The sequence below is a fragment of the Pokkaliibacter sp. CJK22405 genome (assembly GCF_046614695.1).
Lineage (GTDB): Bacteria > Pseudomonadota > Gammaproteobacteria > Pseudomonadales > Balneatricaceae > Pokkaliibacter.
Map to the genome: position 1 here is coordinate 108,416 of NZ_JBKKHQ010000009.1, position 25,178 is coordinate 133,593.

The 25,178-nt window shown below is 55.3% G+C and carries 22 protein-coding genes; 14 read left to right on the forward strand and 8 right to left on the reverse strand.

The window, feature by feature from the left end:
* Positions 1-9: 9 nt before the first annotated feature.
* Together ACKC9G_RS05910 and yfcD are read right to left on the reverse strand one after the other, a co-directional pair.
* Entirely contained in the window at positions 10-2,145 is a 2,136-nt protein-coding gene (locus tag ACKC9G_RS05910) for a putative bifunctional diguanylate cyclase/phosphodiesterase (RefSeq protein ID WP_411404007.1), read from the reverse strand.
* Positions 2,146-2,298: 153 nt separating this feature from the next.
* The gene (gene yfcD, locus ACKC9G_RS05915) at positions 2,299-2,814 is read right to left on the reverse strand and encodes an NUDIX hydrolase YfcD (RefSeq protein ID WP_411404008.1); all 516 of its coding nucleotides are present in this window, start codon (positions 2,812-2,814) and stop codon (positions 2,299-2,301) included.
* Positions 2,815-3,193: 379 nt separating this feature from the next.
* On the opposite strand from yfcD, the gene fliB reads away from it, so the two are divergent.
* A complete protein-coding gene (gene fliB / locus ACKC9G_RS05920; RefSeq protein WP_411404009.1) occupies positions 3,194-4,384 on the forward strand; it encodes a flagellin lysine-N-methylase in 1,191 nt (396 codons plus the stop codon).
* Between the two features lie 83 nt (positions 4,385-4,467).
* Here fliB and ACKC9G_RS05925 read toward each other — a convergent pair whose 3' ends face one another.
* Positions 4,468-4,875 carry an acyl-CoA thioesterase gene (locus ACKC9G_RS05925; protein ID WP_411404010.1) on the reverse strand — a complete coding sequence of 136 codons (408 nt, stop codon included), beginning with the start codon at positions 4,873-4,875 and terminating at the stop codon, positions 4,468-4,470.
* Between the two features lie 139 nt (positions 4,876-5,014).
* Entirely contained in the window at positions 5,015-5,938 is a 924-nt protein-coding gene (locus ACKC9G_RS05930; RefSeq protein WP_411404011.1) for a LysR substrate-binding domain-containing protein, read from the reverse strand.
* 251 nt (positions 5,939-6,189) lie between these two features.
* Between ACKC9G_RS05930 and ACKC9G_RS05935 the strand changes: the two genes are divergently transcribed.
* The 3 genes from ACKC9G_RS05935 (at position 6,190) to ACKC9G_RS05945 (ending at position 9,894) form a co-directional block, all read left to right on the forward strand.
* Positions 6,190-8,586 (forward strand): Lon protease family protein, encoded by a 2,397-nt coding sequence (locus ACKC9G_RS05935; protein ID WP_411404012.1) that lies wholly within the window; start codon positions 6,190-6,192, stop codon positions 8,584-8,586.
* Positions 8,587-8,673: 87 nt separating this feature from the next.
* Positions 8,674-9,540, forward strand: a complete 867-nt coding sequence (locus tag ACKC9G_RS05940) for a dienelactone hydrolase family protein (protein ID WP_411404013.1) — start codon at positions 8,674-8,676, stop codon at positions 9,538-9,540.
* 117 nt (positions 9,541-9,657) lie between these two features.
* Positions 9,658-9,894, forward strand: a complete 237-nt coding sequence (locus ACKC9G_RS05945; protein WP_411404014.1) for a hypothetical protein — start codon at positions 9,658-9,660, stop codon at positions 9,892-9,894.
* Positions 9,895-9,928: 34 nt separating this feature from the next.
* Here the strand turns inward: ACKC9G_RS05945 and ACKC9G_RS05950 are convergent, their stop codons facing one another.
* Entirely contained in the window at positions 9,929-10,924 is a 996-nt protein-coding gene (locus tag ACKC9G_RS05950) for a hypothetical protein (RefSeq protein WP_411404015.1), read from the reverse strand.
* 253 nt (positions 10,925-11,177) lie between these two features.
* On the opposite strand from ACKC9G_RS05950, the gene ACKC9G_RS05955 reads away from it, so the two are divergent.
* The 3 genes from ACKC9G_RS05955 (at position 11,178) to ACKC9G_RS05965 (ending at position 13,860) form a co-directional block, all read left to right on the forward strand.
* The gene (locus ACKC9G_RS05955) at positions 11,178-11,648 is read left to right on the forward strand and encodes a MarR family winged helix-turn-helix transcriptional regulator (protein ID WP_411404016.1); all 471 of its coding nucleotides are present in this window, start codon (positions 11,178-11,180) and stop codon (positions 11,646-11,648) included.
* Positions 11,645-12,709 (forward strand): HlyD family secretion protein, encoded by a 1,065-nt coding sequence (locus tag ACKC9G_RS05960; RefSeq protein ID WP_411404017.1) that lies wholly within the window; start codon positions 11,645-11,647, stop codon positions 12,707-12,709. Before ACKC9G_RS05955 ends, ACKC9G_RS05960 begins: the two co-directional genes overlap by 4 nt.
* A gap of 128 nt (positions 12,710-12,837) precedes the next feature.
* A complete protein-coding gene (locus ACKC9G_RS05965; protein ID WP_411404018.1) occupies positions 12,838-13,860 on the forward strand; it encodes a DUF2955 domain-containing protein in 1,023 nt (340 codons plus the stop codon).
* A gap of 110 nt (positions 13,861-13,970) precedes the next feature.
* Here ACKC9G_RS05965 and ACKC9G_RS05970 read toward each other — a convergent pair whose 3' ends face one another.
* Together ACKC9G_RS05970 and ACKC9G_RS05975 are read right to left on the reverse strand one after the other, a co-directional pair.
* Complete coding sequence (locus tag ACKC9G_RS05970; protein ID WP_411404019.1) at positions 13,971-14,816, reverse strand: MurR/RpiR family transcriptional regulator; 846 nt, start codon at positions 14,814-14,816, stop codon at positions 13,971-13,973.
* A 98-nt stretch (positions 14,817-14,914) separates the two neighbouring features.
* The gene (locus ACKC9G_RS05975) at positions 14,915-15,763 is read right to left on the reverse strand and encodes a GntR family transcriptional regulator (RefSeq protein WP_411404020.1); all 849 of its coding nucleotides are present in this window, start codon (positions 15,761-15,763) and stop codon (positions 14,915-14,917) included.
* Between the two features lie 75 nt (positions 15,764-15,838).
* Here ACKC9G_RS05975 and ACKC9G_RS05980 point away from each other — a divergent pair, with 75 nt between their 5' ends.
* Both ACKC9G_RS05980 and ACKC9G_RS05985 read left to right on the forward strand, forming a co-directional pair.
* Positions 15,839-17,116: a M20 family metallopeptidase gene (locus ACKC9G_RS05980; RefSeq protein WP_411404021.1), complete on the forward strand. Its 1,278-nt coding sequence runs from the start codon at positions 15,839-15,841 to the stop codon at positions 17,114-17,116.
* Between the two features lie 262 nt (positions 17,117-17,378).
* The gene (locus ACKC9G_RS05985) at positions 17,379-18,953 is read left to right on the forward strand and encodes an ABC transporter substrate-binding protein (RefSeq protein ID WP_411404022.1); all 1,575 of its coding nucleotides are present in this window, start codon (positions 17,379-17,381) and stop codon (positions 18,951-18,953) included.
* A 107-nt stretch (positions 18,954-19,060) separates the two neighbouring features.
* On the opposite strand, the gene ACKC9G_RS05990 is transcribed toward ACKC9G_RS05985, so the two are convergent.
* Entirely contained in the window at positions 19,061-19,192 is a 132-nt protein-coding gene (locus ACKC9G_RS05990; protein ID WP_411404023.1) for a hypothetical protein, read from the reverse strand.
* A 38-nt stretch (positions 19,193-19,230) separates the two neighbouring features.
* Here ACKC9G_RS05990 and ACKC9G_RS05995 point away from each other — a divergent pair, with 38 nt between their 5' ends.
* The 5 genes from ACKC9G_RS05995 (at position 19,231) to ACKC9G_RS06015 (ending at position 25,133) form a co-directional block, all read left to right on the forward strand.
* Positions 19,231-20,178, forward strand: a complete 948-nt coding sequence (locus ACKC9G_RS05995; protein ID WP_411404024.1) for an ABC transporter permease — start codon at positions 19,231-19,233, stop codon at positions 20,176-20,178.
* 11 nt (positions 20,179-20,189) lie between these two features.
* The gene (locus tag ACKC9G_RS06000; protein ID WP_411404025.1) at positions 20,190-21,017 is read left to right on the forward strand and encodes an ABC transporter permease; all 828 of its coding nucleotides are present in this window, start codon (positions 20,190-20,192) and stop codon (positions 21,015-21,017) included.
* Positions 21,017-22,642, forward strand: a complete 1,626-nt coding sequence (nikE, locus tag ACKC9G_RS06005) for a nickel ABC transporter ATP-binding protein NikE (RefSeq protein WP_411404026.1) — start codon at positions 21,017-21,019, stop codon at positions 22,640-22,642. The genes ACKC9G_RS06000 and nikE overlap by 1 nt, the downstream gene beginning before the upstream one ends.
* Before the next feature lie 57 nt (positions 22,643-22,699).
* Positions 22,700-23,947: a M20 family metallopeptidase gene (locus ACKC9G_RS06010; RefSeq protein WP_411404027.1), complete on the forward strand. Its 1,248-nt coding sequence runs from the start codon at positions 22,700-22,702 to the stop codon at positions 23,945-23,947.
* A 64-nt stretch (positions 23,948-24,011) separates the two neighbouring features.
* Complete coding sequence (locus ACKC9G_RS06015; RefSeq protein WP_411404028.1) at positions 24,012-25,133, forward strand: M24 family metallopeptidase; 1,122 nt, start codon at positions 24,012-24,014, stop codon at positions 25,131-25,133.
* Positions 25,134-25,178 lie beyond the last annotated feature (45 nt).

Here is a 25,178-nt window from a genome sequence, read left to right on the forward strand (position 1 = left end):
GATCACTGATCAGGCCAGTTTCTGTTCTGCAAAAAATCCATCTAAATCCGATACCGGCATAGGCTTCCCTTGCAAAAAACCTTGCGTGAGCTCACACCCGGCTTCTTTCAGAAACTCCCATTGTGCTTGAGTTTCCACACCTTCGGCTACTACCTTCAACTCCAGACTACGAGCCATGGCCATGATTGCACCGATAATGGCGCGATCATCCTTGTCAGACTCAATATCCCGAATGAAGGCCCGGTCAATTTTCAGCGTCTGTATCGGTAGACGCTTGAGGTACGCCATAGAGGAGTACCCTGTTCCGAAGTCATCAATCGCCAGCCTCACACCGAGTTCACGCAGAGCATGAAGCTGATAAATCGCCTCATCAATATCCTGCATCAGGGTACTTTCGGTCAGCTCCATTTCCAGCATGTCTGCAGGAAGCTGAAAGTAATCAAGCGTTTCCTTGACGCGGGAGACCAGCGAGGTATCCAGTAATTGCCGTGCAGAGAGGTTAATCGCTACCGGCACACGCAAACCCTGCTCACGCCACAGACACATCTGTCGGCAGGCTTCCTCCAGCACCCAATAGCCGAGACCGACAATCATGCCCGTCTCTTCAGCCACCGGAATAAATTCCAGCGGCGAGATCATGCCGCCATAACCGCTGGGGAACCAGCGAATTAGCGCTTCAAACCCTTCGAGTTCAAAAGGTGATTGGGTGCTGAATTTTGGTTGATAAAACAACTGCAGTTCATTGCGCCCTACAGCTTCCCTCAACTGGTGGGCAATATGCAAACGCCCCTTTGGGCTCTCTCCCATGGATTGTTCATAACAGAGAATCCGGTTCTTACCCAGAGCCTTGGCACGAAATCGTGCCATATCGGCATGTTTAAACAGATCCTCAGAAGACTTGCTATCCGCGGGATACAAGGCGTAACCCAGCGTTGCAGTGGTATACAGAGATTTACCCTGAACTTCCTTAATCTCAGATAAATTTCTTTGCACTTCGGAACAAAGTGACAACACATTTTCGGCTTTTTGAACACCGCTGATCAGCAGCGCGAACTGATCTGCCTCAAGTCGGGCCAGCATGATGTTTTCCGGCAGATGCTTACGCAGTCGTCTGGCCACACTGACCAGCAGCGCATCGCCTGTGGTATGTCCCCAACTGTCGTTGAGCATACGAAAGTTATCGAGATCCATAAGAATCAGCGCCAGCTCATGACCTGGCCCGGCATGAATAATCTGTCGCTCCACTTCAGCCTGTAATTGCTGACGGTTAGGCAACCCGGTCAATACATCCTGATAGGCGAGCTGGTTCAACCGACGCTCTGCGCGGCGCTGATGTGTGACATCCGTCAGCAGAACCATCAGCTCGCCCGGCTGAGTGATGCCCTGCTTAGCAGAAGCAACCACTTCAACCTGAAAAATCCGATTTTCCTCATTGGCTTGAGATAACAGCAAATCCCCCTGCCAACGACCGTTTTGTTCAATCAACGCGATCAACTGTGGAATAAAGCCGGGGTTCTCTGCCTGAGCTTTGAACAGTGGCATTAATTTGCCCTTGAGCGACGCTGAGGTGGTTTCCAACAGCTCACAGGCACGCTGATTGGCTTGGCTTACCCGCAGCTGCTGATCAATCATCAGCATCCCAAAAGAGCTTTGCTCCAGTAAGCCATTGGCTTTCAGAATTGGCGCACTGGCCTGCTCGGGAATGAGTACGCCACAAAAGCCACGATTATCCGCTGCCTCAAGAATGGCAATAGTGGCGCGAAATGCCGTTTCACCGAGAGTGAAAGGGTGATGCTGAATAACTCCGACGATGGGTTCAGGTGCGCCTGACAGCGAAGCATAAGGGGTGACCAGATCCTGAAGCGCAGGCGGAATTCGCTCGATCCAGGCTTCATCACTTAACCAGCCTGACTCAACGGGCAAAGAGAGAAACTCATAAAATGAGGGAGTCCCCCACCAGCCTTTGGCGGGATCATACTCCCAGAAAGCAGGGGAAAGGAGCTTTAGCATCACGTGCAACCGCTGCCATTCAGCAGCCACCTGCAGCAAGCCTTCGGAGGGTGTTGACCCACCACGCAGTTCGGCCCGATGCAGTAATTTGCTTAGGCCTGGAAAATCTTCAATCGCCCAGGACGTACTACTCATTTCAATCCCTGATTCTGCTCATACTTGAATATTCACACAGACCTCTCACGGTCTAACGGCCACGGCATTTGCGCAAAACCATGTTTGTTTCAGATAAAACTCAAACAAAATAATGCAGCCATGCCAGCAAGATAAACACCCAATATTCGCATTTCAATTCTGTAACTGCCAGTGACGAAACGCTTTGAGACTGGTTTCCGTCGTTTTCGCCAGCATGACTTCGCTGATGGCAGGCAGCTCCATAAACCATGCATCAGCCACTTCTTCAGGCTGCAGAGTCAGCGGACCCGAGTAAACACAGCTGTAGACAGCACCCCAGACCTGATAATCAGGTGCCTCGTCAAAAAAAATCCCGTGGGAGGTCAAGGGCACACCAATGACCCCCAACTCCTCTGCCAGCTCACGAGTCGCCGCCACATCGTAGCTTTCATCAGCAGCGACGACGCCACCCGCGCTCAGTTCAAACCAGCCGGGGCGAAAGTCTTTGGTGCTTGTTCTCTCATGAACACAGAGCCTGCCTTCATGGTCAAATACCAGCACGTAAACTGCGCGATGACAAAGGCGCTCCTGGCGCATACGGCGCCGACTCACACTCCCCAGTACCTGATTATCCCGATCCACCCAGGTTACCAGCTCATCCGCTGGGCGAATATTTTCGCTAGATTTCATAATGACGACACTTTCACTGGATTACGTTCTACTTGATAACCACGACTAACTCAGTAAGGCGATACCTTAAGAACACTGGCGGTTTAACAGGATTAAAGCTGGCCGCCGGTATTTTTGGCTTCTTTTCAGGGATAAGGAAAATCTTGATCCGAATCAATAGGCTGCCCCGCTGATAGCGATATATTGCCACTCGAAGGCTTTGCTTTCCTCCCTGGCTCGCTTGGCTCCTGATGAGTATGGGAGCGGCCCTCTCCCTCCCCGGAGAGGGCCAACCTGCCGGGCATTCTCACCCAGGCACGCCAACCTTCTGCTCATTGGGAACTGAACAATCCTCTGCCACACTCAGCAAGTACATTGGGTTCTTCAGGGTCAAACCAGCATGTCACAGCCAGCACTCACGAGTTTTGAGTATATCGAAGCCTTTTCCTGTCTGGCCGACCAATGCCCCAGCAGCTGTTGTAATGATGCATGGCGTATCGCTGTCGATAATGAACACGTTGCCCAGTATCAGAAAGACTACCCACCCATTTACAACATCCTTGCTAAAGATGAGCAGGGCTATTTTATGCAGAGTGATGAGAATGGCTGCCGTGCTCTGGATAAAGGCCTCTGCATTATTCACCGTGATCATGGCGAGCATTTACTGTCAGATACCTGCCAGAATTATCCCCGCATGTTCCGTGACCTTGGTGCACTCTATACCAAAGGCGGCACCATGAGCTGCCCGGAGGTGGCTCGTTTGTGCTTAACCATGGACAGTCCTTTTTCCATGACCACAGGCACCTTGCCAGTCAATCATGCCGAGGGTCACGGCTTGGTGCCAAATAACCCTGTCAAACCTGAAAGCGGCCAGTGGCAGCAAACACTTGGCGCTCTGTTGGCGCTGGCGCAGGATGAGAGCCTTTCCGCAGAAGCCATTCTGCTGACGTTGCAGAAACTGGGGCCAATGATGGAATCAACACCTGCCAGCGACTGGGCCGGAGTGATTGCTCAGGCTCACCACAGCGCAGAGGAAACCTCCCTTAGCGAAGAGATGCCTCGCGCCATGGCCGGGCGAATGTCGCTGATGATTGTGGCGCTGGAAGCACTGACCCGTCCGGGCTCACCTGAGGTTTTACGTCAGGCACTCACTACCGCTTTCACCATCACTGATCATGCAAAGGATGGCGTTCCCTCCTTCCAGCTTCAGGCGGATATTGCAACCCACTACCGAAGCATGCGCCCTGCTTTAGCTCAAACCCTGAAGCGGTTTATCGCTGGGGAAATCAGCAGAACAGGCTTCCCCTTTATCTCAACCTCATCAGCAGGCCAGGATTACGGCCACAGCGTTGCCCAATGGACCACAACCCTTATCGTTCGCACTCTCATGCTTCGCACGATCCTTCTGAGCCTGGGCGGCAAGATCAATGCCATCGAACTCCCGCAGGATATGCTGGTTGAGGTGATGTACAACTACTGTCGCAAGGTAAATCACTTGCCAGCCGGTGGCTGTGAACACGAACTGCGACAGGAGATTGATCAGGGCAATGCCGCTCTTTTGACAGACCTGATCCTGATGAATGCGCAATAGCGCGGGCTTTATCGATGCAGAGGAATAAAGGCGAGCAACAGGCTCGCCTTTTTTAATGCCACTCAACGGCGTTGATCTGCCCCTTAGGCGTCGGGGGCATCCGATGGAAAATGCTTCTCCAGCCTGGCACGAATCGGATCAGGGATACGGCAGGACTTTTTCTCACTCCAGTCATAATGAACCATGGTTACTCGACCTCGTGCCCCCAGACGATCACCCTGCCAGGCTTCCTGCAACACCACAATGGAGGAGTTGCCAAGACGCTCTACCCAGGTTTTAACCTGCACTTTATCGTTGTAAAACAGCTCACCGATAAAATCGACTTCCAAACGCGCCAGAATCAGATGCCATTCCTTCGGGTCCAGCGCCGGGGAAAACACGGCAAAAAGATCATTACGCGCCAGCTCAAACCAGACAGGCAGACGGGTGTTGTTGATATGGCCCAACGCATCAGTGTCATAAAAGCCGGGCTCGATTTCTTTCACAAACATACGAAGATCCTTATCGCAGGAACGCGTTTGCTCTATCCACGCGTCAAAAAGGAGTTTTATGCGGTGACGCTAAAGGCTTCACCAGAGACGCCGATGCTCACAACGCTGTGTTCAACTTATTCTTACAGGGTTAAGGTGACTAAAGGGCCAGATTCATCACATGAGCACACTGGCCGCCAATATGCTTAGGCATGTTCTTGATCATCCAGTCGCGGGCATTGCCACCCGGCTTAGGTTTCCAGAAAAGAGAAACAGGAATGGGCTCACGCTCTTTATCGACCGGAACATGCACTAATCGGCCCTCATCAATCAGTGGTTTGGCAAAGGGTAGCGGTAAAAATCCGCTTCCCATGCCACTTTCCAGCGCCGCGATTTTCATGGTGAAGCTAGTCACTGTCAGAATGGACTGCCGATCCAGCAATCCCGCTGTGAGAGGTGCTCTCTCACGTGAGGTATCTGCCACCGCAATGGCCCGGTGCTGGCGAATATCCTCATCGGTCGCAGGTCGGTTTAGGCTTGCCAGTGGATGATGTGGCGCAGCCACGTAGCAAAATTGCACATGACCCAGGGTGACTTGGTGCAGACCACGCGCAAACTCCGTATGCAAAGGGGCAATTAACAGATCTGCCCGATCACTCAGCAGAGCATCCCAGCCGCCCCCTAGCACTTCTTCCTGTAAACGAAAGTTGGTTTGCCCCTGCGTATCGCTATAAAAGAGGTTCACCAGACTGAGTATCGGATTCATCGGGAGGACACTATCCACCGCGATGGTCAGGTTAGACTCCCAACCGTTCGCCAGCTGACGCGCCTTTTCCACCAGTTTTTCGGAGTTGCGTAACAACTCACGGCCTTCATCAAGCAGCAGTTGCCCGGCAGGGGTTAACTTGGCTTTGTGTCCCTGACGATCAAACAGCAGCAGGTCAAGATCCTGCTCCAGCTTCTGAATCGTGTAGGACACGGCCGAGGTGACCTTATTGAGGTCTTCAGCCGCTGCTGCAAAGCTTCCTCGCCGATCAATAGCATCCAGCACCCGCAGGGCTTCCAGAGAGATAGGCAGAGACATAGCGTTATCCTTGATTTAGTATCCGTCCATTAAACACCAGCCTAATCCGGCGGGAAAAGGTCAGCTCACAAGACAAACCGTTGGCGATGCCCGAAAGGCATCCTCAAAAAGGTCTTTTATGCAGCATTTTTCCCTGCTTTTTCGCCCCGGATGACGAGCCGCCAGCAGCAGCTTTGCCCGATCAATCTGGTTGCAAAGCCTTGATCAGACTGCTAAAAAATCCCTAATCTCTCTCCTCAGGATGTCATCGGATGGCAAAAACGCCGCACCTCAAGTCTCTGGAAACTGCTCAGCTGTCTGTTTGTCTGGCAGATGATGAGCTTCCCTTCAGCTCACTGAGTGAAATCGAGCCCATGAGCGGCATTCTCGGGCAGGATCGCGCTGTTCGGGCATTACAGTTTGGCGTCGCCATGCGCCGTCCCGGATACAACATTTTTGTTATGGGTGAGCCCGGTACTGGCCGCGCTTCCTATGTCAGCTCTTACCTGAAAAGCGAAGCAAAGCGTCAGCAAACGCCGCCGGATCGTCTTTACGTCAACAACTTCAAAGATCCGCGCTCGCCCCGCTCCATTCAGCTTCCCCCCGGTGAAGGTCAAACCTTTAAGGAAACCTTCGACACTTTTCTGGAAAACCTGCTGCTGACATTCCCGGCTGCTTTTGAAGACCCCAGCTACCAGCAGGGCAAGAACGCGATTGAGCGTGACTTCAACCAGAAATACGAGGCCGCACTGGAAACCGTTGAGAAGAAAGCCAGCCGTCAGGGTATTGCTCTCTACCGTGAAGCAGGCTCCATCACTTTCTCGCCAATCGTTGAAGGCAAGCCGCTGGATGATGCGGAATTCAGTCAGTTGCCGGAGGAAATGCGCGACCAGATCAATGCCATGATCAATGAGCTGGAGGTGGATCTTCGTAACGAACTACTCAGCCTGCCCCAGTGGCGCCGTGAGACAACGGAGCAACTGCGCGAGCTCAACCAGCTGACGATCAAGACAGCGATTGAGCCTCTGATCGCACCAATGCAGGAAACCTACTCTGACAATGATCAGGTCAAGGACTACCTCGAAGAGGTAATGAAGAACCTGCAAAAAGTCGTGATTGATGAGCTGATTGATTCCGAAGGCAAGGATGAGCCAGGCCGTCGCGAGACGCTGGAAATGCTTTATAGCCCGAATCTGGTGGTCTCGCGTACCGCGACTTCCGGTACCCCAGTGGTGTATGAGCCCCATCCGACCTACAACAACCTTTTTGGCCGCATTGAATATCTGCATGATCAGGGCGCGCTGGTGACTAACTACCAGCAAATCTGCGGTGGTGCATTGCATCAGGCTAACGGCGGCTATCTGATTGTTGATGCAGAGAAGGTGCTTTCAGACTACGTTTGGGAAGCCCTCAAACGCGCACTGAAAAGTCGTGAGCTCAAGATTGAGTCCCCCTACGCCGAGATGGGTCTGGTCAACACCACTACCCTGAGCCCGGAAACCCTGCCGCTGGATGTCAAGGTCGTCCTTATTGGCTCGCGTGAAATCTATTACGCTCTGCAATCACTGGACCCTGAGTTCAGCGAGATGTTCCGTGTTCTGGTGGATTACGAAGACTACATCGAACGCACTGGCGATAACCTGATGTCTTTCTGTCGTCTGCTGCGCGACCGCTGCGACAAGGAAAGCTATCTGCCGCTGACCAAAGATGCGGTGATTCGTCTGGTCACCCACAGTGCCCGTCTGGCTGAACACCAGAAACACATGACCGCCTCAATTGGTGAGCTGTTCGAGCTGTTAGGTGAAGCCGAATACATGGCACGACTGACTCATGCTGAGGAAATCACCAGCGAACATGTGAGCCGCGCACTGGCCGCCAAACGTGAGCGTACAGGGCGTGTCAGCGAGGAAGTCACCAAGCAGATTCTGGAAGGCTCGGTACTGGTTGATACTGACGGTGAAGCGATCGGCAAGATCAACGGCCTGACCGTTATGGCCATTGGTGATGCCCAGTTCGGCGCGCCGGCACGTATCAGTGTGACCGCTTATCCGGGCTCCAAAGGCATTGTCGATATTGAGCGCGAGGTTGACCTTGGTCAGTCCATTCACTCCAAAGGGGTGATGATCCTGTCCGGTTATCTTGGCAACATGTACGCTCAGGAGACCCCCATGACCATGTGTGCGCACATCGCCATGGAGCAGAGCTACGGTTACATTGACGGTGACAGCGCTTCTCTGGCAGAGCTTTGCTGCCTGATCTCAGCACTGATCAAATGTCCATTAAAGCAGTCTCTGGCGATCACTGGCTCAGTGAATCAGCATGGTGAAGTTCAGCCTATCGGCGGTGTGAATGAGAAAGTCGAAGGCTTCTTCCGTGTCTGTCAGGCCCGGGGCCTTACGGGCAAGCAAGGCGTCATCATTCCTGTCAGCAACGTGGAAAATCTGGTGCTGGACCAGGAAGTCGTGGCGGCCGTTGAAGAGGGCAATTTTGCCATCTATGCGGTTTCCAGTGTCGATGAAGCGCTTGAGCTGCTGACTGGCCGCTCGCCTGGCAAGGCGCGCAAGGACGGCTCCTTCCCGAAACGCAGCCTGAATGCACAGGTGATTGAGCGTCTGGAAGAGCTGGCAGAAATCAGCCTGAACTTCGGTGATGACGAAGGCGAAGGCTGAGACTTGTAATCCGTCGTTGCACGCCCATAGTAGTCTAGGGAAGCCTCCACCAAGGAGGCTTCCCGTGGATGGAACGGAGAGTGAAACATGGAACAAAAATACATCGACCTCTACGATGAATACACCCACTCAACCATGCCCCGCCGGGAGTTCATTGCACGCCTCGGCAAACTAGCCGGCAGCTCTGCGCTGGCTTTTTCCCTACTGCCCCTGCTGGAAAACAACTACGCCCAGGCGGCAGTTGTCTCCCCTGAAGACAAGCGTCTGCAAACGGGTTACATCACCTATCCTGGTCACACCAGCAACATGCGCGCCTACATGGCTCAGCCTGTGAAAACCTCTGCACCGCAATCTGCAGTGATTGTTATTCATGAGAACAAAGGACTGCATCCACACATTGAAGATATTACCCGCCGCATTGCTCTGGCAGGTTATATGGCGCTGGCACCGGATGCTCTCTCGCCGCTGGGTGGCACTCCAGAGGATCCCGAGCAGGCAAAAGCCCTGTTTCCCAAGCTTTCGATGAGCGACACCATCGAAAATTACCGCGCCGCCTTTGCCTATCTGGATGAGCAGCCTGAAACCTCAGGAAACTGGGGCTGTGTCGGCTTTTGCTGGGGAGGCGGTCTGGCAAATCAGCTGGCAGTGCATGAGCCGGCACTCGATGCTGCCGTATCCTTCTATGGCCGCCAGCCAGAGGCCGCTGATGTCAGCAAAATCAAGTCTGCCGTACAGCTGCACTATGCGGGTCTTGATCAACGGATTAACGCGGGAATGGCCGCTTATGAGGATGCCCTGAAAGCGAACCATATCGACTATGAACAGTACGTGTATGAGGGGGTGAATCACGCCTTCAACAATGACACTAACGAAGCCCGTTACAACAAGGCCGCCGCGGATCTGGCGTGGGAGAGAACTTTAGCCTTTTTGAATAAACACCTTGGCGCCAGCTAGGATCTGAAACTGGAAAAACATCGTAACAGGCTCTATAGATTATTTATCGGGGTGCTGCAGTGCAAAAACACTGCAGCCATTCGGAATGGATGAGATAACGTGCCAGAGGGCTTGGCGATGAGTGATTCGCTTTCTACACCCATGCAGTTTGCGCTGATATTACTAAACTCCGCAGGCGTCCTGATTACCGGCCTTGCGCTGGTGGATATGCTAACCCCCATCAAGGTATCTCCCGAGGGTTACGCGCTTCCTTATTACCAATGGACCATGCTGGTGGTTGGCATTGCCATGTGTGTACTTTCAGGGCTGATTCGTCTTGGCGCGCTGATCAACGAAACCGTTCACCATCACTGACTTCGGACAGCGCGTCCGCATGCAGCGCTACTAGTCACTGCCAACTCCATTCGCCCTCTTTAAACACGCCCTCTAGATCCCCCTTCCCCGCCATGGTTCCGGTTAACAGCAAACGAATCATTGGAGGTGGATTTGAAAGATGAACCTTCCCCGCCGTGAGTTGTTTTGCTGCTGAAAAGCCAAGCTCAGCCTCACCTGACAGCCCAGGCAGATTGCCTCCTGAAAACACGGCCTGAGTAACCTTCAATGTCGCGCCGCCCTGATGAGCAACACGCCACTGTGCATGCGCCTGAACATGAGTCGACATTCCGGTCCAGCCAATATCACCGGAAAGGTCAGTATCGATATTGCCCGCACTCTCATTCCAGAATTCTGCATCAGCAGGTGTCAGCTGGGCCTGCAGGTCGGTAAAGGACAGCGGCGGAATGCGTGGCAGTGTCAACGTCGCAGTGCCAACGTGCAATCCCAGCTGATCCGAACGAAGCGTCACCTGACTGTCGGTCAGCTCTACATGAGAGGTTGTAACGGCCGCACCCAGATCCAGTGCACCCTGCTCAAGGTTCAGACTCACTTGCGGAATCAACTGAGGATTGTAGGGCTGGCAGGTATTTACCAGCCATTGCCCGGAGAGACTGATGCCTTTCATCAAAAGCCAGGGAGCACCGGTAAAGTCCGGGTCAGCTTGAATGCAGGCCTGCTTCACTCCGGCGGAAAGATGCAAGGGGATTGACGTATCGCGTACCTCAACCTGTCCCTCACCCGCCACATGCAGAGGCCAGTAGGTTAGCTGCATGTCGCCCTTGATCGGCAACCAGGGCGTGGCCGCTTTTTCGGCGGATCCCATCAAGCCAAAGGAAAGCGCATCCTGCCAGGGGTTACTGCCATTAACGACCCACCCGAACGCACCCTGCGAACTCTGCCCAAAGTTCTGCAAGCCCTGACGTGTGAAAGCGCGGGTAAACCAGCTTGCTGCAAAAAGGCCCGCAATAAGAATCAGCAACACAGCAATAACAATTTTACGCTTCAGCATGGTTTTAGACCCTTTAACAACACCTTTAACAACACCCTTAACACTCACTTCTCATGGCCTGTACATGTCGTACGACTGCTGATGCATATCCAGATGAAGCGATTAAGTCTCTCATTTCAAAGCATTTTCCCGCGCCCAACAATGCTTTTCTGCTGTTGCATTGATGCAACGCTGAAACATATAGATGACTCTAGCCAAGACTAATAGTTAGCCGGATAATAGTTAGCATCCTAACCAATATTGCAGCCACACCATGAATTACAGCTATGGTTTCCATCTTCACCATCTCGCGCGCCTCTGGCGCAGTGCATTGGACAGCGCTCTTAACTCCGTTGGCCTGACGCAATCCACCGGCATTGCCATCATTCATCTTGCTGAAGCCGGTGAAGGTATTTCCCAGCGCCATCTAGCAGAAGAGCTGGCCGTGGAACAGCCAACGCTGGTGCGCACACTGGATTTTCTGGTCAACAAAGGCCTGATTGAACGCCGCCCCTGCCCGACTGATCGCCGTGCCAAGCTGCTTTACCTGCTGCCCGACGGGCGCGCCATGGTGGATCGCATCAATAGCTGCCGACAACAGGTACAGGAAGATGCTCTGGCGGGAATCAGTGAAGATGACCTGGCCGCGCTTCGCACTGCCTTTGAAGCCATGCATCGTAATCTCTACACCCTCAGCGAACGTAATAAAGCTGTGCCTTCAGCAGTACAGGAGGACACCCCATGAGTGCCGAACAACTCTTTCACCGCTGGGTAAAAATCGCCATTGCGGTCTTTGTAGCCCTTTTTGCCTACTTCGTACTGGCTGATCTTTTCATGCCGATCACCACTGAAAGCCGCATGCAGCGTTATGTGGTACAGGTAGCACCTCGGGTATCCGGTCAGATTGATCAGGTCATGGTGACCAATAATGCCCATGTCGATAAAGGCGATGTGCTGTTCAGTATTGACCCGAGCGATTACACATTGAATGTCGAACAGGCCAAGCTCAATGCGCAGCAAACCGAGCAGAAAGTCCTGCAGCTGCAAGCCTCCCTTAAAAGCGCTGAAGCGACCCTGGAACAGTCTCAGGTCAGCTATGAAAACGCCGCCCATGATGTTCAACGCTATCAATCGCTGGTGAAAAACGGCGGTGTTCCGGTTAAGCAGCGTGATGATGCCCTTGCCGTGCTCAAGAAAGCCAAGGCTCAGCTTGCCGTGAATGAAGCCAATATTGCTTCCATCAGGGCTGAATTAGGGATGAAGGACGGTGTCAGTGTTTTAACGCTACAGGCTCAGAACAAGCTGGCCCAGGCAGAGCTTGCCCTGTCCCGAACTCAGGTGCGTGCTGAAACGTCCGGGTTTGTGTCTGATCTGCAGCTGGAAGCAGGCACCATGGCGGTAGCCAACAAACCGGTGATTGCACTGGTCGCCGATGATGCGACCTGGATCACTGCCGATTTTCGTGAAAAAAGCCTGCTGCATGTGGATCACGATACTGCTGCAGCCGTGGTCTTTGATGCGCTGCCCGGCAAGGTTTTCCCAGCAGTGGTTCAACACCGCGACCACGGTGTCGCCGTGGCGCAGGGCACACCTGATGGTGAGCTGGCGAAAGCCGAAGACACCACCCGCTGGGTGCGTGATGCACAGCGTGTGCGTCTTAACCTTGCACTGACCGAGACTCCGCCCAACTCGTTGGTGGTTGGCTCTCGTGCCACCGTGCAGCTTTTGCCCACGCATAATCCGATTGCTCACTTCTTCGGATACCTGCAAATCTACGGCGTCAGTCTGCTGCACTTTATCTACTAACTACTGACTATCTACAAAGTACTGAAGATTCAGGGGCGGCATGCCCGCCCCGCGCTGATGAATGCGCCGTCAGGCATGTCAGCGACCTCCTGCAAGGCAGGACCTCACAGGCAAGATCAGAAAACATCATGATTAACAGTCACGAACATCTTCGAAAAATACTGCGGATTGCCATCGCTGCCACCATCGGACTGGTGATTTCCAAAGTCGCTGATCTGGATGACTGGGGTGTCTTCTATGCTGTCCTGCCAACACTGATGCTGGGGCTGGCACCCCGGTTTAACGGTTTTGTGGCCCTGCAGACCCTGTCCTCTTCCGTAGTCACGGCCAGCATGTTGCTGGTGTATAACCTGCTACAGCATCACCAGCTGGTGTTTGTAGTACTGTTTTTCATCATTATGCTGTCGCTGTTTCGCTGCATGGCGAAAGGCATGTATATGCTTTTTGGCGCGACATCTGTGCTCAACACCAATATTTTCCTGCACTTCGGCAGCTATCCCGACATGGCTTTTGCCCCTATGGCCTGGGCAAATGTGCTTTCCGTCTGTGTCTCGATTCTGGTCTGTAGTGTAGTGCTGTTCTTTCTGCCTCAGCGCGAGACGCCACAACCTCCTCCCGCGATTCAGAAACCTATTGAACAGGTACGCCATCAGGCGTTACTGGGCGCCGTTATCACCACTATCTCCTTCGTGGTGTTTCAGGTGGCGGACCTGCGTGACTCCCTTTCCGCGCAGGCCACCACCATCCTTATTCTGTTGCCGATGACCTTGTCCGGCGTCCTGGTGGCGGGTATCAAACGCGCCAAGGGCACATTGCTGGGTTCAAGCTATGCCATCGTGATTCAGCTGATATTGTTCACCCAGTACACCCACGTAACCCTCTCTGCCCTCGCCTTTTTTATCGGCATGCTGCTATTTGCGCGAGTGCATCATCTGGAAGGGCCGGGTTCTGGCGTGGCCTTTGGAGGCATGACGACTCTATGCATTATCTTTGGTCAGTACCTGAAGCCGGAGCAGGATTTGATTTACAGCGCGCTCTACCGTATTTCCTCGGTGGCAGGCGCCGTAGTGATTACCCTGACACTGGTCTATTTGCTGCACCTGATCCTCAACCGCTTTGACTCCACCCGCTATGTGGTCGATGTACGATAGATCAGATCAGTGCGGTAGATCAGCGACAAGCCGCTGGCAGCAGCTCACTGCTGCAGATCAAGAGAAGAGATAGTAAAGCAGGAAAGCAAAAACGTGAGAGCGAAAGAGGACTACTCCCACGTGACCGGAGCCAGTTCCTCAAGGGCCGCGTAATGCTCTGCAATGGCATTCACCCGCTCACGGCTGGCTTCCGGCGCTCGGTGAAAGACTCCATTCACCAACACATTCACCAAACTCATCGCTGTACTGTAGCTGTCAAAAGCGGAAATGCTGTCGAGGGGGCATTGCACCCACCAGCGAGCTTTATCCGCCAGCCCAACGGCCGTCGCATCTGCCAGCAGCAGCACCGGAATGCCCTGCGCATGAAGATGGCTCAGCAAGGCTTCTAACTGGCGCACCCGCCGCCGAAAGGCAACGACCACCACCAGATCATCCCCGGTCAGTGAGACCAGTTCTTCGCCCAGGGTTTGACCTGGGCTGGGGCACAGCTCAACGCTTCCACGTGCCTGCAATAACTGCTGGCGAAAATGCAGCGCCACCGGATAGGAGTTCCGATAACCCACCAGCCTGATGCACTTTGCTGACAGTAGCTTCTCAAGGATGTCATCCAGTGGCAGCGATCGTAATGCCACCATCCCCTGTCTGAGATTCTCAGCCTCGCGCAGCAAGTGCTGCTCGAACACATCGCCACCGCGCTCCTCATCATTCGCCATCACAGGCACGCCCGCCTGTCGCAACTGCCGGTATTGCTCACGCATTTCCCGGTAATCACGATACCCCAGCGTGCGGAAAAAGCGGCTGACGGTGGCTTTGGAGACATTACAGGCTGTAGCCAATTCCACGGAGTTATAGGCCGAGAAATCCTCCAGATGCGCGAGAATAAAGTCCGCCAGCTTCTGCTCCTGCTGAGTCAGCTCGGCGTAACGCTCGCGAATATGTTGATCAATCTGCTTCATGGGATTCCTGAATGGCTGGACTTCACGCTGTTAATAGCCCTCACGCTGTTCATAGAGTGTAACTCAGCGACGGAGGATGCGAGCAGTCCGATCTCCGCCTACCTCACCTCATTGATATAGGTAAAGTGCTCGGTACTTGCACGGTGCTGCGCCAGAATCACTGGCATGGTGGTCTGGTCGAAGGAAATCTCGTCGATCACCATGATGGCATGGGGCTGCTCAAGATTCAGCAGACGCGCATCCTCTTCTGTTGCCAGCGCTGCCGTCAGCTGCTCGCGTACCGCAGCGACCCGAATCCCGTAATGCTCCAGCAGATATCGATAAAGCAGTGCCGGCAGTTGCTCTGCCTCAGGAAAATCGGGCAAGCGCGCCGCTGGCAGGGTCAGGTATTCGTGCATGGCATTAATACCCGCGACTTCACGCAGGCGATGCAAACGTATGACCTCATCACCGACATTGATTTGCAGCTTGCGGGCTTCATCGTCAGTCGCTCCGCCTCGCTGTAAATCCAGTACCTGAGTATTGGAGCGCAGGAGCGCGCCTTCCTTGTCATGCAAACGGAAGTACTGAAAGAAATAGCGCAGGTTATGCAAAGGTGCCCAGCCGGTGACGACCGTGCCGGTCTTTCGACGGCGCATCAGCATGCCTTCCGAGGTCAACTCAGCCAGCGCCTTGCGGACGGTCCCAACCGACACACCGAAATTGGTTGCCAGTACATTCTCTGCCGGCAGCACCATTCCGGGTGCCCAGTTACCCATCACAATCGCTTCGGAAATATAGCGCTTCACCACTTCATATAAGGGTGCGCCCTCCATCTCACTAAGACGCGGGAAAGCGGCATCCTGACTTGCCGAAGCTGCTCCCGTCTGGCCAGATGCCTGATCCTCGACCAGCGCAGTGGAGGGCAAGGATTCCCCAGAGGTGGTGCTCTTCTGCGACTTGCTCATTGTGATTTCCTTATTGACCTCGGTCTCTCCCTGTATTATCTATAATCTATATAGAAATACAAAGGCTGTTCCAAAATGACTGTAACGACCCCATTGCAAGACGCCTTAGCTGCCATCGCTGAAGATCAGGCTCAGATATTGGAAGACATGCAAGCCATGCTCCGCACCGATACCTGCTTTCCGCCCGGTAATGGTTATGGCGCCTTTGCGGATCTGATGGAACAGCTGATCGCACCGCTGGGTCTTGAGTGCAAGCGCGTCAGTGTACCTGAAGCGCTCTGGCGCACCAGTGATGGCAGCGTTTACGGTGAGCGCATCAACCTGATGGCAGAAGCCAATCTGCCGGGTAAGGACGTTTGCAGCCTGTATTTTCATACGGATACCGTGCCACCCGGCGACGGCTGGACCCATGAACCGCTGGAACTCACCATCGCCGAAGGCAAGCTCTTTGGCCGGGGTGCTGCGGACATGAAAGGCACCGTGGTGGCAGCACTGGCGGCATTGCGGGCCGCCAAAGCCGCTAACCTGCCCTTGCGCTTTTCGCCCAGCCTGCTGCTCTGTACGGACGAGGAAGGCGGTTTGTACCCCGGCATTCGTTACCTCGCTGAGCAAGGTCTGGTACAGGGCCACATTCTGAGTTTTAACGGCGGCGCCACGCCACGTATCTGGGGTGGCTGCTTTGGCAGTATTGATCTGGTGATTCGCATCACAGGCCGCTCTGCACATTCAGGTGATCCTGTCGGCGCCATCAACGCGATCGAGCACAGTCTGCCGCTGATGAACGCACTTTATGCCTTGAAAACCGAGGTGGAACAGCGTGAGTCGGCAATGCCATCCCCTCCCCACTTTGAAGGCAAACCCCTCACTTCGCGGCTGACGCTGGCTGCTGCTCACGGTGGCAGCAAAGGCTCTACCGTTCCGGGTGCATTTGAGCTGCTGATTAACCGCCGCTATGCGCCGGAAGAAGCTTTTGAGGACGTGATGGCTGAGCTGTTGAGCTGTATCGAAAGCGCCATGAAGGATAGCCCGGTGCTGGAAGTCAGCCATGAAATGATTGGCCATCTGGCGCCAGTGAGTGACCCCGTTGGTCCGAACCAGCCACGCTGGCAGGCGGCGCAATCTCTTGGGTTTGGCTATGCACCTGAGGATTTCCGCGTCTGGGGCTCATCCACCAGCTCTGACATGGGCTGGGTGCAACAAGCCGGAATTGAAGAAATGCTACTGGGTGGCCTTGCCCGGCCGGACAATCGCATTCATGCCTCCGATGAGTACACCACCATGGAAGACGTCGTCGCTCTGGCGCAATCCATTCTGGCGTATCTGGCCGAAGGTTTTGATCCCGCGGCAGCCTGACTCGCTGAGCGGATTCATCTGAAAAAAGAGCCCACGGCTCGGGGCTATTGCACCTGAGCCGTCACAAGAAAAAGAATCCCGGCAGTCTGCCCGGCTGCTGAAAAAGATCGTCGATTAATAACTATTCTTAAAAAATTAAAGTAGCCAACGAGCTGCCATTGCCCAAGTCAACATCGCCACCCTGGCGTGCCTGATACCCCGAAAATGTCGGCGGGTCATGCCCGGGTCCCGATCAAATTGTTTTATTGAGAGGATAAGTGCCATGACAGATGTAAAAGGCCTGAACCGTCGTCAGTTTCTGGGAGGCTCAGCGCTGTTGGCGGGTGCCACGCTGCTTCCCTGGTCCCAGAGCCTGTGGGCTGCGGACGAAGCACGCAAAGGCGGCATTCTGCGTATCAGTGTTGATCAGGCAGCGGCAGTGCTGAACCCGCTGAAAACCCGTGTTAACCCTGAATATCTGGTGGCCGAGTTGCTTTACAGCGGTCTGACTCGCCTGCGCCCGGACATGCAGGTTGAAGCGGATCTTGCGGAGAAGTGGCAGGCCAATGATGACCTGACCACCTGGACCTTCACCCTGCGTAAGGGTCTGGTGTTCCATGATGGCAGCGCCTGTACCGCAAAAGATGCCGCGGCTTCTCTGAAAGCGATCCTGAACCCCGATAACGCCGCCACTGGCCGCAAGAATATCGGCCCTATCAGCGATGTCACCGCCAGCGATGACCAGACTCTGGTGATCACCCTGAGCCAGCCTTATGCTGACCTGCCGATTAATCTGGCCTACCCTTCGGCGAAAATTATTCCGGCCAGCATCATTGAAGGTGGCCAGATGGACCGCCTGTCCAATGAAGCTATTGGTACCGGCCCTTTCAAGCTGGTGTCCTACGAGCCGGAGCGCAAAATCGTTGTTGCCCGTAACGAGCACTTCTATGACCCGGCCCGTCCTCATGTCGATGGTGTTGAAGTCCTGGTTTACCCTGATCCCACTGCGGAAGGCTCTGCCCTGATCTCCGGTGACACGGATCTGATGATGGCGGCCCAGGCGACCGAGTATCAGCGCCTTGCCAGTGCTTCCGGCGTCAATGCCCTGCGCGTACCGTCCGGCCAGTTCCTGAACGTCAACATGGCCTGTGATGTGAAGCCCTTCAATGATGTCCGTGTTCGTCAGGCATTGGCCCTGACCGTCGACCGCAACGCCATGATCGACTTCGTTGCCGAAGGCTACGGCACACCCGGTAATGACACGCCGATCAGCTCCGCCTATCACTTCTACAAAGACATTCCTCTTCGCAAAACCAATATCGAGCAGGCAAAAAAACTGCTGGCCGAAGCGGGATATCCCGATGGCCTGAGCATCAAGCTGATCGCTTCGGACAAGCCTTCCACCCGCACTCAGCTGGCGATTGCCATCCGTGAAATGGCCAAGCCCGCCGGCTTTAACATCGACGTCGAAACCATGGCTCACTCCACCTATCTGGATCAGGTCTGGAAGAAAGGCAACTTCTACGTTGGTTTCTACAACATGCAGCCCTCGGCAGACTCGGTGTTCTCTCTGCTCTACACCTCCGATGCCGCCTGGAATGAGACCCGCTGGAACAACAGCGAGTTTGATGCCGCGGTGAAGAAAGCCCAGCAGACCATTGATGAAAACGAACGCCGCCAGCTTTACGCCACCGCGCAGGAGCTGATGCATAAGGAAGTGCCGTCCATCATTCCGGCCTTCTTCGATGTGCTCTCTGCGCAGCGTGACTATGTCGGCGGTTACCAGCTGCATCCCCGTGGCGCGGTGTTCCGTCTGGATGAAGTCTGGCTGACCGAGAAAGCGCCCAAGCGCGCTTAAGTCTGCACCTCACTTGCCTTCACGGGGAGGCTCACCCGGCACAATGCTGTAGTTATGCCGTAGGTGAGTCACCCCGAAGCAAGGGGCGTTGCCGAGCTTTTTTTGGTTCAGCTGCGAATACCACTGGTGCCTTCCCTGACTTTTGCGTGAGCAACCACGCCATTGTGGGCAGGCACGTTTTCCAGAAAGACCGCCATCTCAGCGGAAAAGAAAGGCCAGGTTTGATTCAGGCTTTTCACAGAGATGGCGTGCTTTATCCGTTGAAGGAAACCCTGGCGTGACACCTTCTTATCTCTTCAAGCGTCTGCTGCTGGTCATCTATACCCTGGTGATCGTGTCGCTGCTGGTGTTTGGCATTACTCAGATTTTACCGGCGGATGCGGCCGTGACCCTGCTTGGGCAGTCCGCGACACCGGAAGCGCTGGAGGCTCTGCGCATCAAGCTTGGCCTTAATGAACCGGCGTGGTTGCAATACTGGCACTGGCTGACCGGTGTTTTCAGTGGCGACTTTGGCACCTCCATGCGGACCGGTCTGCCGGTGGCCACCACCTTGCTGGATGCCCTTGGCCGCTCCCTGATTCTGGCGGCGTTCTCTCTGACGCTGATGCTCGCCATTGCCATTCCGCTTGGAATTCTGTCGGCAGTGAAGCGCGGCAAGGCGGCAGATCTGATCGTCAGCGTGCTCTCCTATGTCGGCGTCTCCCTGCCGGAGTTTGTGACCGCGACCCTGCTTCTGCTGTTGTTTGCGGATGTATGGCAATTACTTCCTGCCACCGGCTATGTGCCTTTAACGGAGAATTTCTGGGATGGCATCAGCCATCTGGTGCTCCCGGTGATTACCGTGTCGCTGATCATGGTGGCACACGTTTCACGCATGGTGCGCTCGGAAATGGTCGATGTACTGCACACCGATTACATCCGCGCCGCCCGCCTCAAGGGGCTTTCCCGTCGCCGCGTGTTGCTGCGTCATGCCCTGCGCAATGGCCTGCTGCCAACCATTACCATCGTCGCACTGGATGTGGGTTATCTGCTCGGCGGTATTGTCGTGGTAGAGGAAATCTTCGCCATACCCGGTATTGGTCGTGAGTTGATCGTCGCCGTGGCTTCCCGTGACCTGCCCGCCATTCAGGCTGGCGTCATGATTCTGGCCGCCACCTACTGCGTGGTGAATTTCCTGGCTGACCTGGCCTACGCCTGGTTAGACCGTCGCATTCAATTCTCCTGAGGAGCACATCTATGGGCGCGGTAATCAAACGTCTGTTGCGTACCCCTCAAGGGGTTATCGGTTCTTTTATTCTTCTGGTCGCGCTGGTGCTGGTCTGTGTTGGCCCGGCTCTGGCGCCTCATGACCCGGAAGCCCTTTCCATTCTTTCGCGCTATAAATCCCCCGGCCTCGACTTCTGGTTCGGTACTGATCAGATGGGGCGGGATATTTTCAGCCGTGTTCTGATCGGCGCCCGTGCCACCATTCTGCTGTCCTTATTGGCGACAGGGCTGGCAATGGTCATCGGCTCCGTGATTGGCACGGCCAGCGCCTACCTCGGTGGCAAGATTGATGAAGCCATCATGCGCACCATGGATGCCGTGATGTCGATTCCGAGCCTGCTGTTTGCCCTGCTGATTGTCAGCACTCTGGGCAAAAGCAGTATGAATGCCGTGTTGGCCATCACCATTGCCTTTATTCCCGGCATGGTGCGTATTGCCCGCAGCGTAGCCCTTGCCGCACGTCGGCAGGATTACGTCAACGCAGCGATCGCTCGCGGTGAATCCACGATGTACATCATCCTGCGGGAAATGCTGCCCAATATCGTTGCTCCCATCATTGTTGAGGCCACCATTCGCGTCGCCTTCGCCATCATGCTGTTTGCCACCCTGAGCTTTCTTGGACTCGGCGCCCAGCCGCCAGAACCTGAATGGGGTTTGATGGTGGCCGAAGCCCGCCGTTATTTCTTCCAGGCCCCCTGGATGATGCTGATCCCAGGACTTGCCATTGCCGTCGTTGCTATCGGCTTCAACCTGCTGGGCGACGGTCTGCGTGACGCCCTGAACCCAAGGAGCCACTGATGAGCCTTATTCTCGATATCCGTGACTACACCCTGGAATATCAGGTGCCACAGGGTCGCCTACGTGTGCTGGATAACATCACCCTTGGCGTCAGCAAAGGCGAAGTGCTGGGTCTGGTGGGTGAATCCGGTTCCGGTAAAACAACCCTTAGCTGGTCGATCATGCGCTATCTGGCAGGTAACGCTCATGAACTGGGCGGCAGCATCAGCCTGAATGGTGACAACCTGCTGACGATGCCAACGCACCAGGTCGAAGCCCTGCGCGGTGGCAAACTCGGCATGATCTTTCAGGACCCGAGCGCCTCGCTTAACCCGACCTTAACGCTGGGTGAGCAGGTGATTGAAGTGCTGACACGCCATCGCGGCCTTAGCCATAAAGAAGCCTGGCAACTGGGTGAACAACTGCTGCGCGATGTCGATCTCAAGGATCCATCAGGGATGATGAAACGCTATCCCCACGAAGTCTCCGGTGGTGAAAAGCAGCGCGTTCTCATCGCCACGGCCTTTGCCTGCAAACCCGACTGTCTGATCTTCGATGAACCGACCACCGCACTGGACGTTATCAGCTCGGCGCAGATTCTGAGCCTGTTTGAGCGTCTGCGTGAAGAAACCGGCGTGGCGTCACTCTACATCTCCCACGATCTGGCGCTGGTATCCCAGGTGGCAGACCGCGTGTGTGTGCTCAATAAGGGCAAGCTGGTCGAGGAGGCTCCGGCAAAAACCATCTTTGCCATGCCGCAGGATGACTACACCCGTAAGCTGGTGGCCGCTGTGCCAAACCCGGATATCCGCCTGCTGAATGAGGACAGCGTGCCCCATCGTCAGGCACTTCTGAATGTCAAAGACCTGAGCGTCTATTACGGTCGTCCGGGCTTCTGGGATAGCCTGCGCGGTCGCAAGACGCCGAAAACCGTGGCAGCCCGCCAGCTGGATATTGAAGTTGCCGCCGGTGAAATCGTCGGCGTGGTGGGCGAATCAGGCTCTGGCAAATCCTCACTGGCCAAAGCGCTGACCGGGCTGGTGCCCTTCTCTGGCGAGATCGACTATTGCGGCAGCGTCATCACAGATGTCAGCAAAATGGACAAGGATTACCGTCGCCGGGTGCAGATTATCTTCCAGCATCCGGATGCCTCCCTGAACCCACGCCAGCGTATCTACGACATTCTCGCTCGCCCGCTTCGGCTTTACGGTCTACCCAAAGGCGAAACAGAAGCGCAAGCCATCGCCCGTTTGCTGGAAGAAGTGCGCCTGCCGGCGGAGTTCGCCAAGCGCTACCCCCACGAACTTTCCGGTGGCCAGAAGCAGCGCGTGGCCATTGCCCGCGCCTTTGCTGCCGCACCGGAGCTGGTGATCTGCGATGAGATTACCGCCGCGCTGGATGTGTCCGTGCAGGCCACCGTGATCGAGCTGTTGCTCGAACTGCGGCGCAAACACGGCACGGCCTATCTCTTTATCACCCACGATCTCAACCTGATTCGTCAGGTCGCCCACCGTTTGGTGGTGATGTATCGCGGTGATCTGGTCGAAACGGCACGGGTGAAAGACCTCGCGGAACACGGCGGACAACACGACTACACCCGCGCCCTGCTGGGTGCGGTGCCCCGACCGGCGCAGCCTGCCACCTGAGTGGTGGCCATCAACCTCGCGCGACACGGACCTTCTTTGTCATACCGGATGCTTACCATGACTGCTAACGTCTCCACCGAAAACAACACGCTGACACCCCGGCAACTGCTGGACAGCGTGGATCGTGACTTCTGCCTGAACTTCCTCTCACGCATGGCTCAGCACAAAAGCTATAGCGAAACCGAAGGTGAGCGTGAACTGGCCCGCTATATGGACGGCCAGATGAAAGCGCTTGGCCTGCAAAGCGAACTGCAGCCCGTGCCCGGCGAGCGCCTGAATGCCATCGGCACCTGGAAAGGCACTGGCGGTGGTGCCAGCCTGCTGTTCAACGGCCACCTTGATACCAATCCGGTCACTGAAGGCTGGACCGTCGACCCCTGGGGCGGCAAGGTCGACGATGACTTTATCTACGGCATTGGTGTCTCCAACATGAAAGCAGGTGACGCCGCCTACTTCTGCGCCGTTAAAACCCTGCGCGATGCAGGCATCAGGCTCAAGGGTGATGTGATCCTGACTTACGTCGTCGGCGAGCTGCAGGGCGGTATCGGCACCATTGCCGCCATCGAACAGGGCGTCAAAGCCGACTACTTCATCAATTCAGAACCCACTGATCTCAAAGCCCTGACCATGCACGCAGGCTCGCTGATGTTCACCATCGAGATCACCGGTGACACTCGCCATCTCTCAAAGCGAGAAGAAGCTGTGGATGCGCTGGCGGCTGCAGTTGAGCTGATTCCGCAGATCAACACCATGACCTTTAGCGGTGCCAAATCCGAGGAGCACCTTAAGATCAACCGTGGTCATGTGGGTGTGGCGCATGCGGCGCTGGGTCGTGAACTGCATGAGTGGCGCCCGCCGCAAGTGGCGGACTTCGCCCGTCTGCGCGGTTCAGCACGCTATGCTCCGGGCCAAACGGTTGAATCCGTGCTGGAGGATATTCAGGCGTTGCTGGATCAGCTCTGCGCACGTCATCCTGGCCTGCAAGCCACCCTGATTAACGACAGTGGCCGTATGCCACTGATGAAACCCTTTGAGGTTTCGCCGGAGTCCCGCATCGTCAAAAGTGTGAACCGCGCTTATGAGCAGGTGCGTGGAGAAGCCCAGCCGACCGGCGTTATCACGCCACCGGCCTTTTACGGCACAGATGCGGCGCACTTCTATCAAATGTTGGGCATGGAAGGCATCGTCTGCGGCCCCGGCGGCAAGTACAACACCATGCCGGACGAACGCGTCGATATCGGCGATTTTATCGACATGATCAAGGTCTACATGCTCGCGATAGTCGATATCTGCGAACTGGCCTGAATTATCACGCGACATGAGCGGTGCGAAAGCGCCGCACTTTCCCCCTCTGCCGGAGCCACCTCACATGATGACGTCTGACCATTTCCAGCACCGACTGGCCCGAACCCGCGCCGTCATGAAGGCCGCCGGAGCGGAGTTGCTGCTGGTCGATCATGCGGAATTAATGGCGTGGCTGGGCGGCTACACCGCCTCGGAAACGTTATACCGCGTGCTGCTGGTGCCACTGGAAGGTGAGCCCTGGTATGTGATTCGTAATCTGGATATTGGCCCCTGCCGGCAATCCTCCTGGGTGGAAGACATTCAGGGTTATGACGATCACGAAGATGGCTGGCTTGAAGTCATCAACAGCATTAAGTCCCGTGGCTACACCGAGGCCAATATCGGTTTTGATCCCCATTCCTATGGTTGCACGGTCGAGAGCTGGTCGCGGCTGCGACAAGGCCTGCCACTTACCCGTTGGGCCAGTTTGCCCGGTATCAGTGACCGCCTGCGACAAATCAAGGAGACCCTCGAAATTGGCTATCTTGAACGTGCGGCCCGCATTGCTGATGAAAGCCTGATGGCGATTCACCAGCAGATCCGACTGGGCGACAGCGCGCGTGAAGCTGCCGCCATTGCCGCCGGACACTTTCTGCGCGCCGGTGCGGATAACGGCGATACCGGCCCTATCGTCCGCGCCGCAGGGGACAACGCCTTTCTCCACTCTCATCAGCTGGATGATGCGCTACAAACAGGCGATGTACTCCACGTTGAACTGATTCCCAAAGTGAAAAACTATTCAGCGCGGGTGATGCGGCCAATCCACATGGGCCAGCCCAGCCTGACCTTACAGCACTTTTCCAAAGAGCTGATCCGCCTGCAGGATGCACAAATCGCCGCCATGAAACCGGGCGAAACCGCCTGTGATATCGATGCAATGCTTCGGGAAGGTGTACTAAAAGCGGGGCTTCGGGAGAGTTACACCAACGTCACCGGCTATGCGCTGGGGCTCTACGCCCGCACACCGAGGCTCAGTGACTTCTCTTACTGTTTCCACCCCAAGGCCCATTGGACGCTGGAGGAGAATATGGTATTCCATATGTATGTCTCCGCTGGCCGGCTCGGCTTTAGCGAAACAGTCCAGGTCACCCCGGAAGGCGGGAAAAGACTAACTCAGTTACCGAGGGAGTTGATGTGGGTGGGGTGAGAATCAGGAAAAAATGAAAAAGACTATCTAAGTGGGCGGTGATCT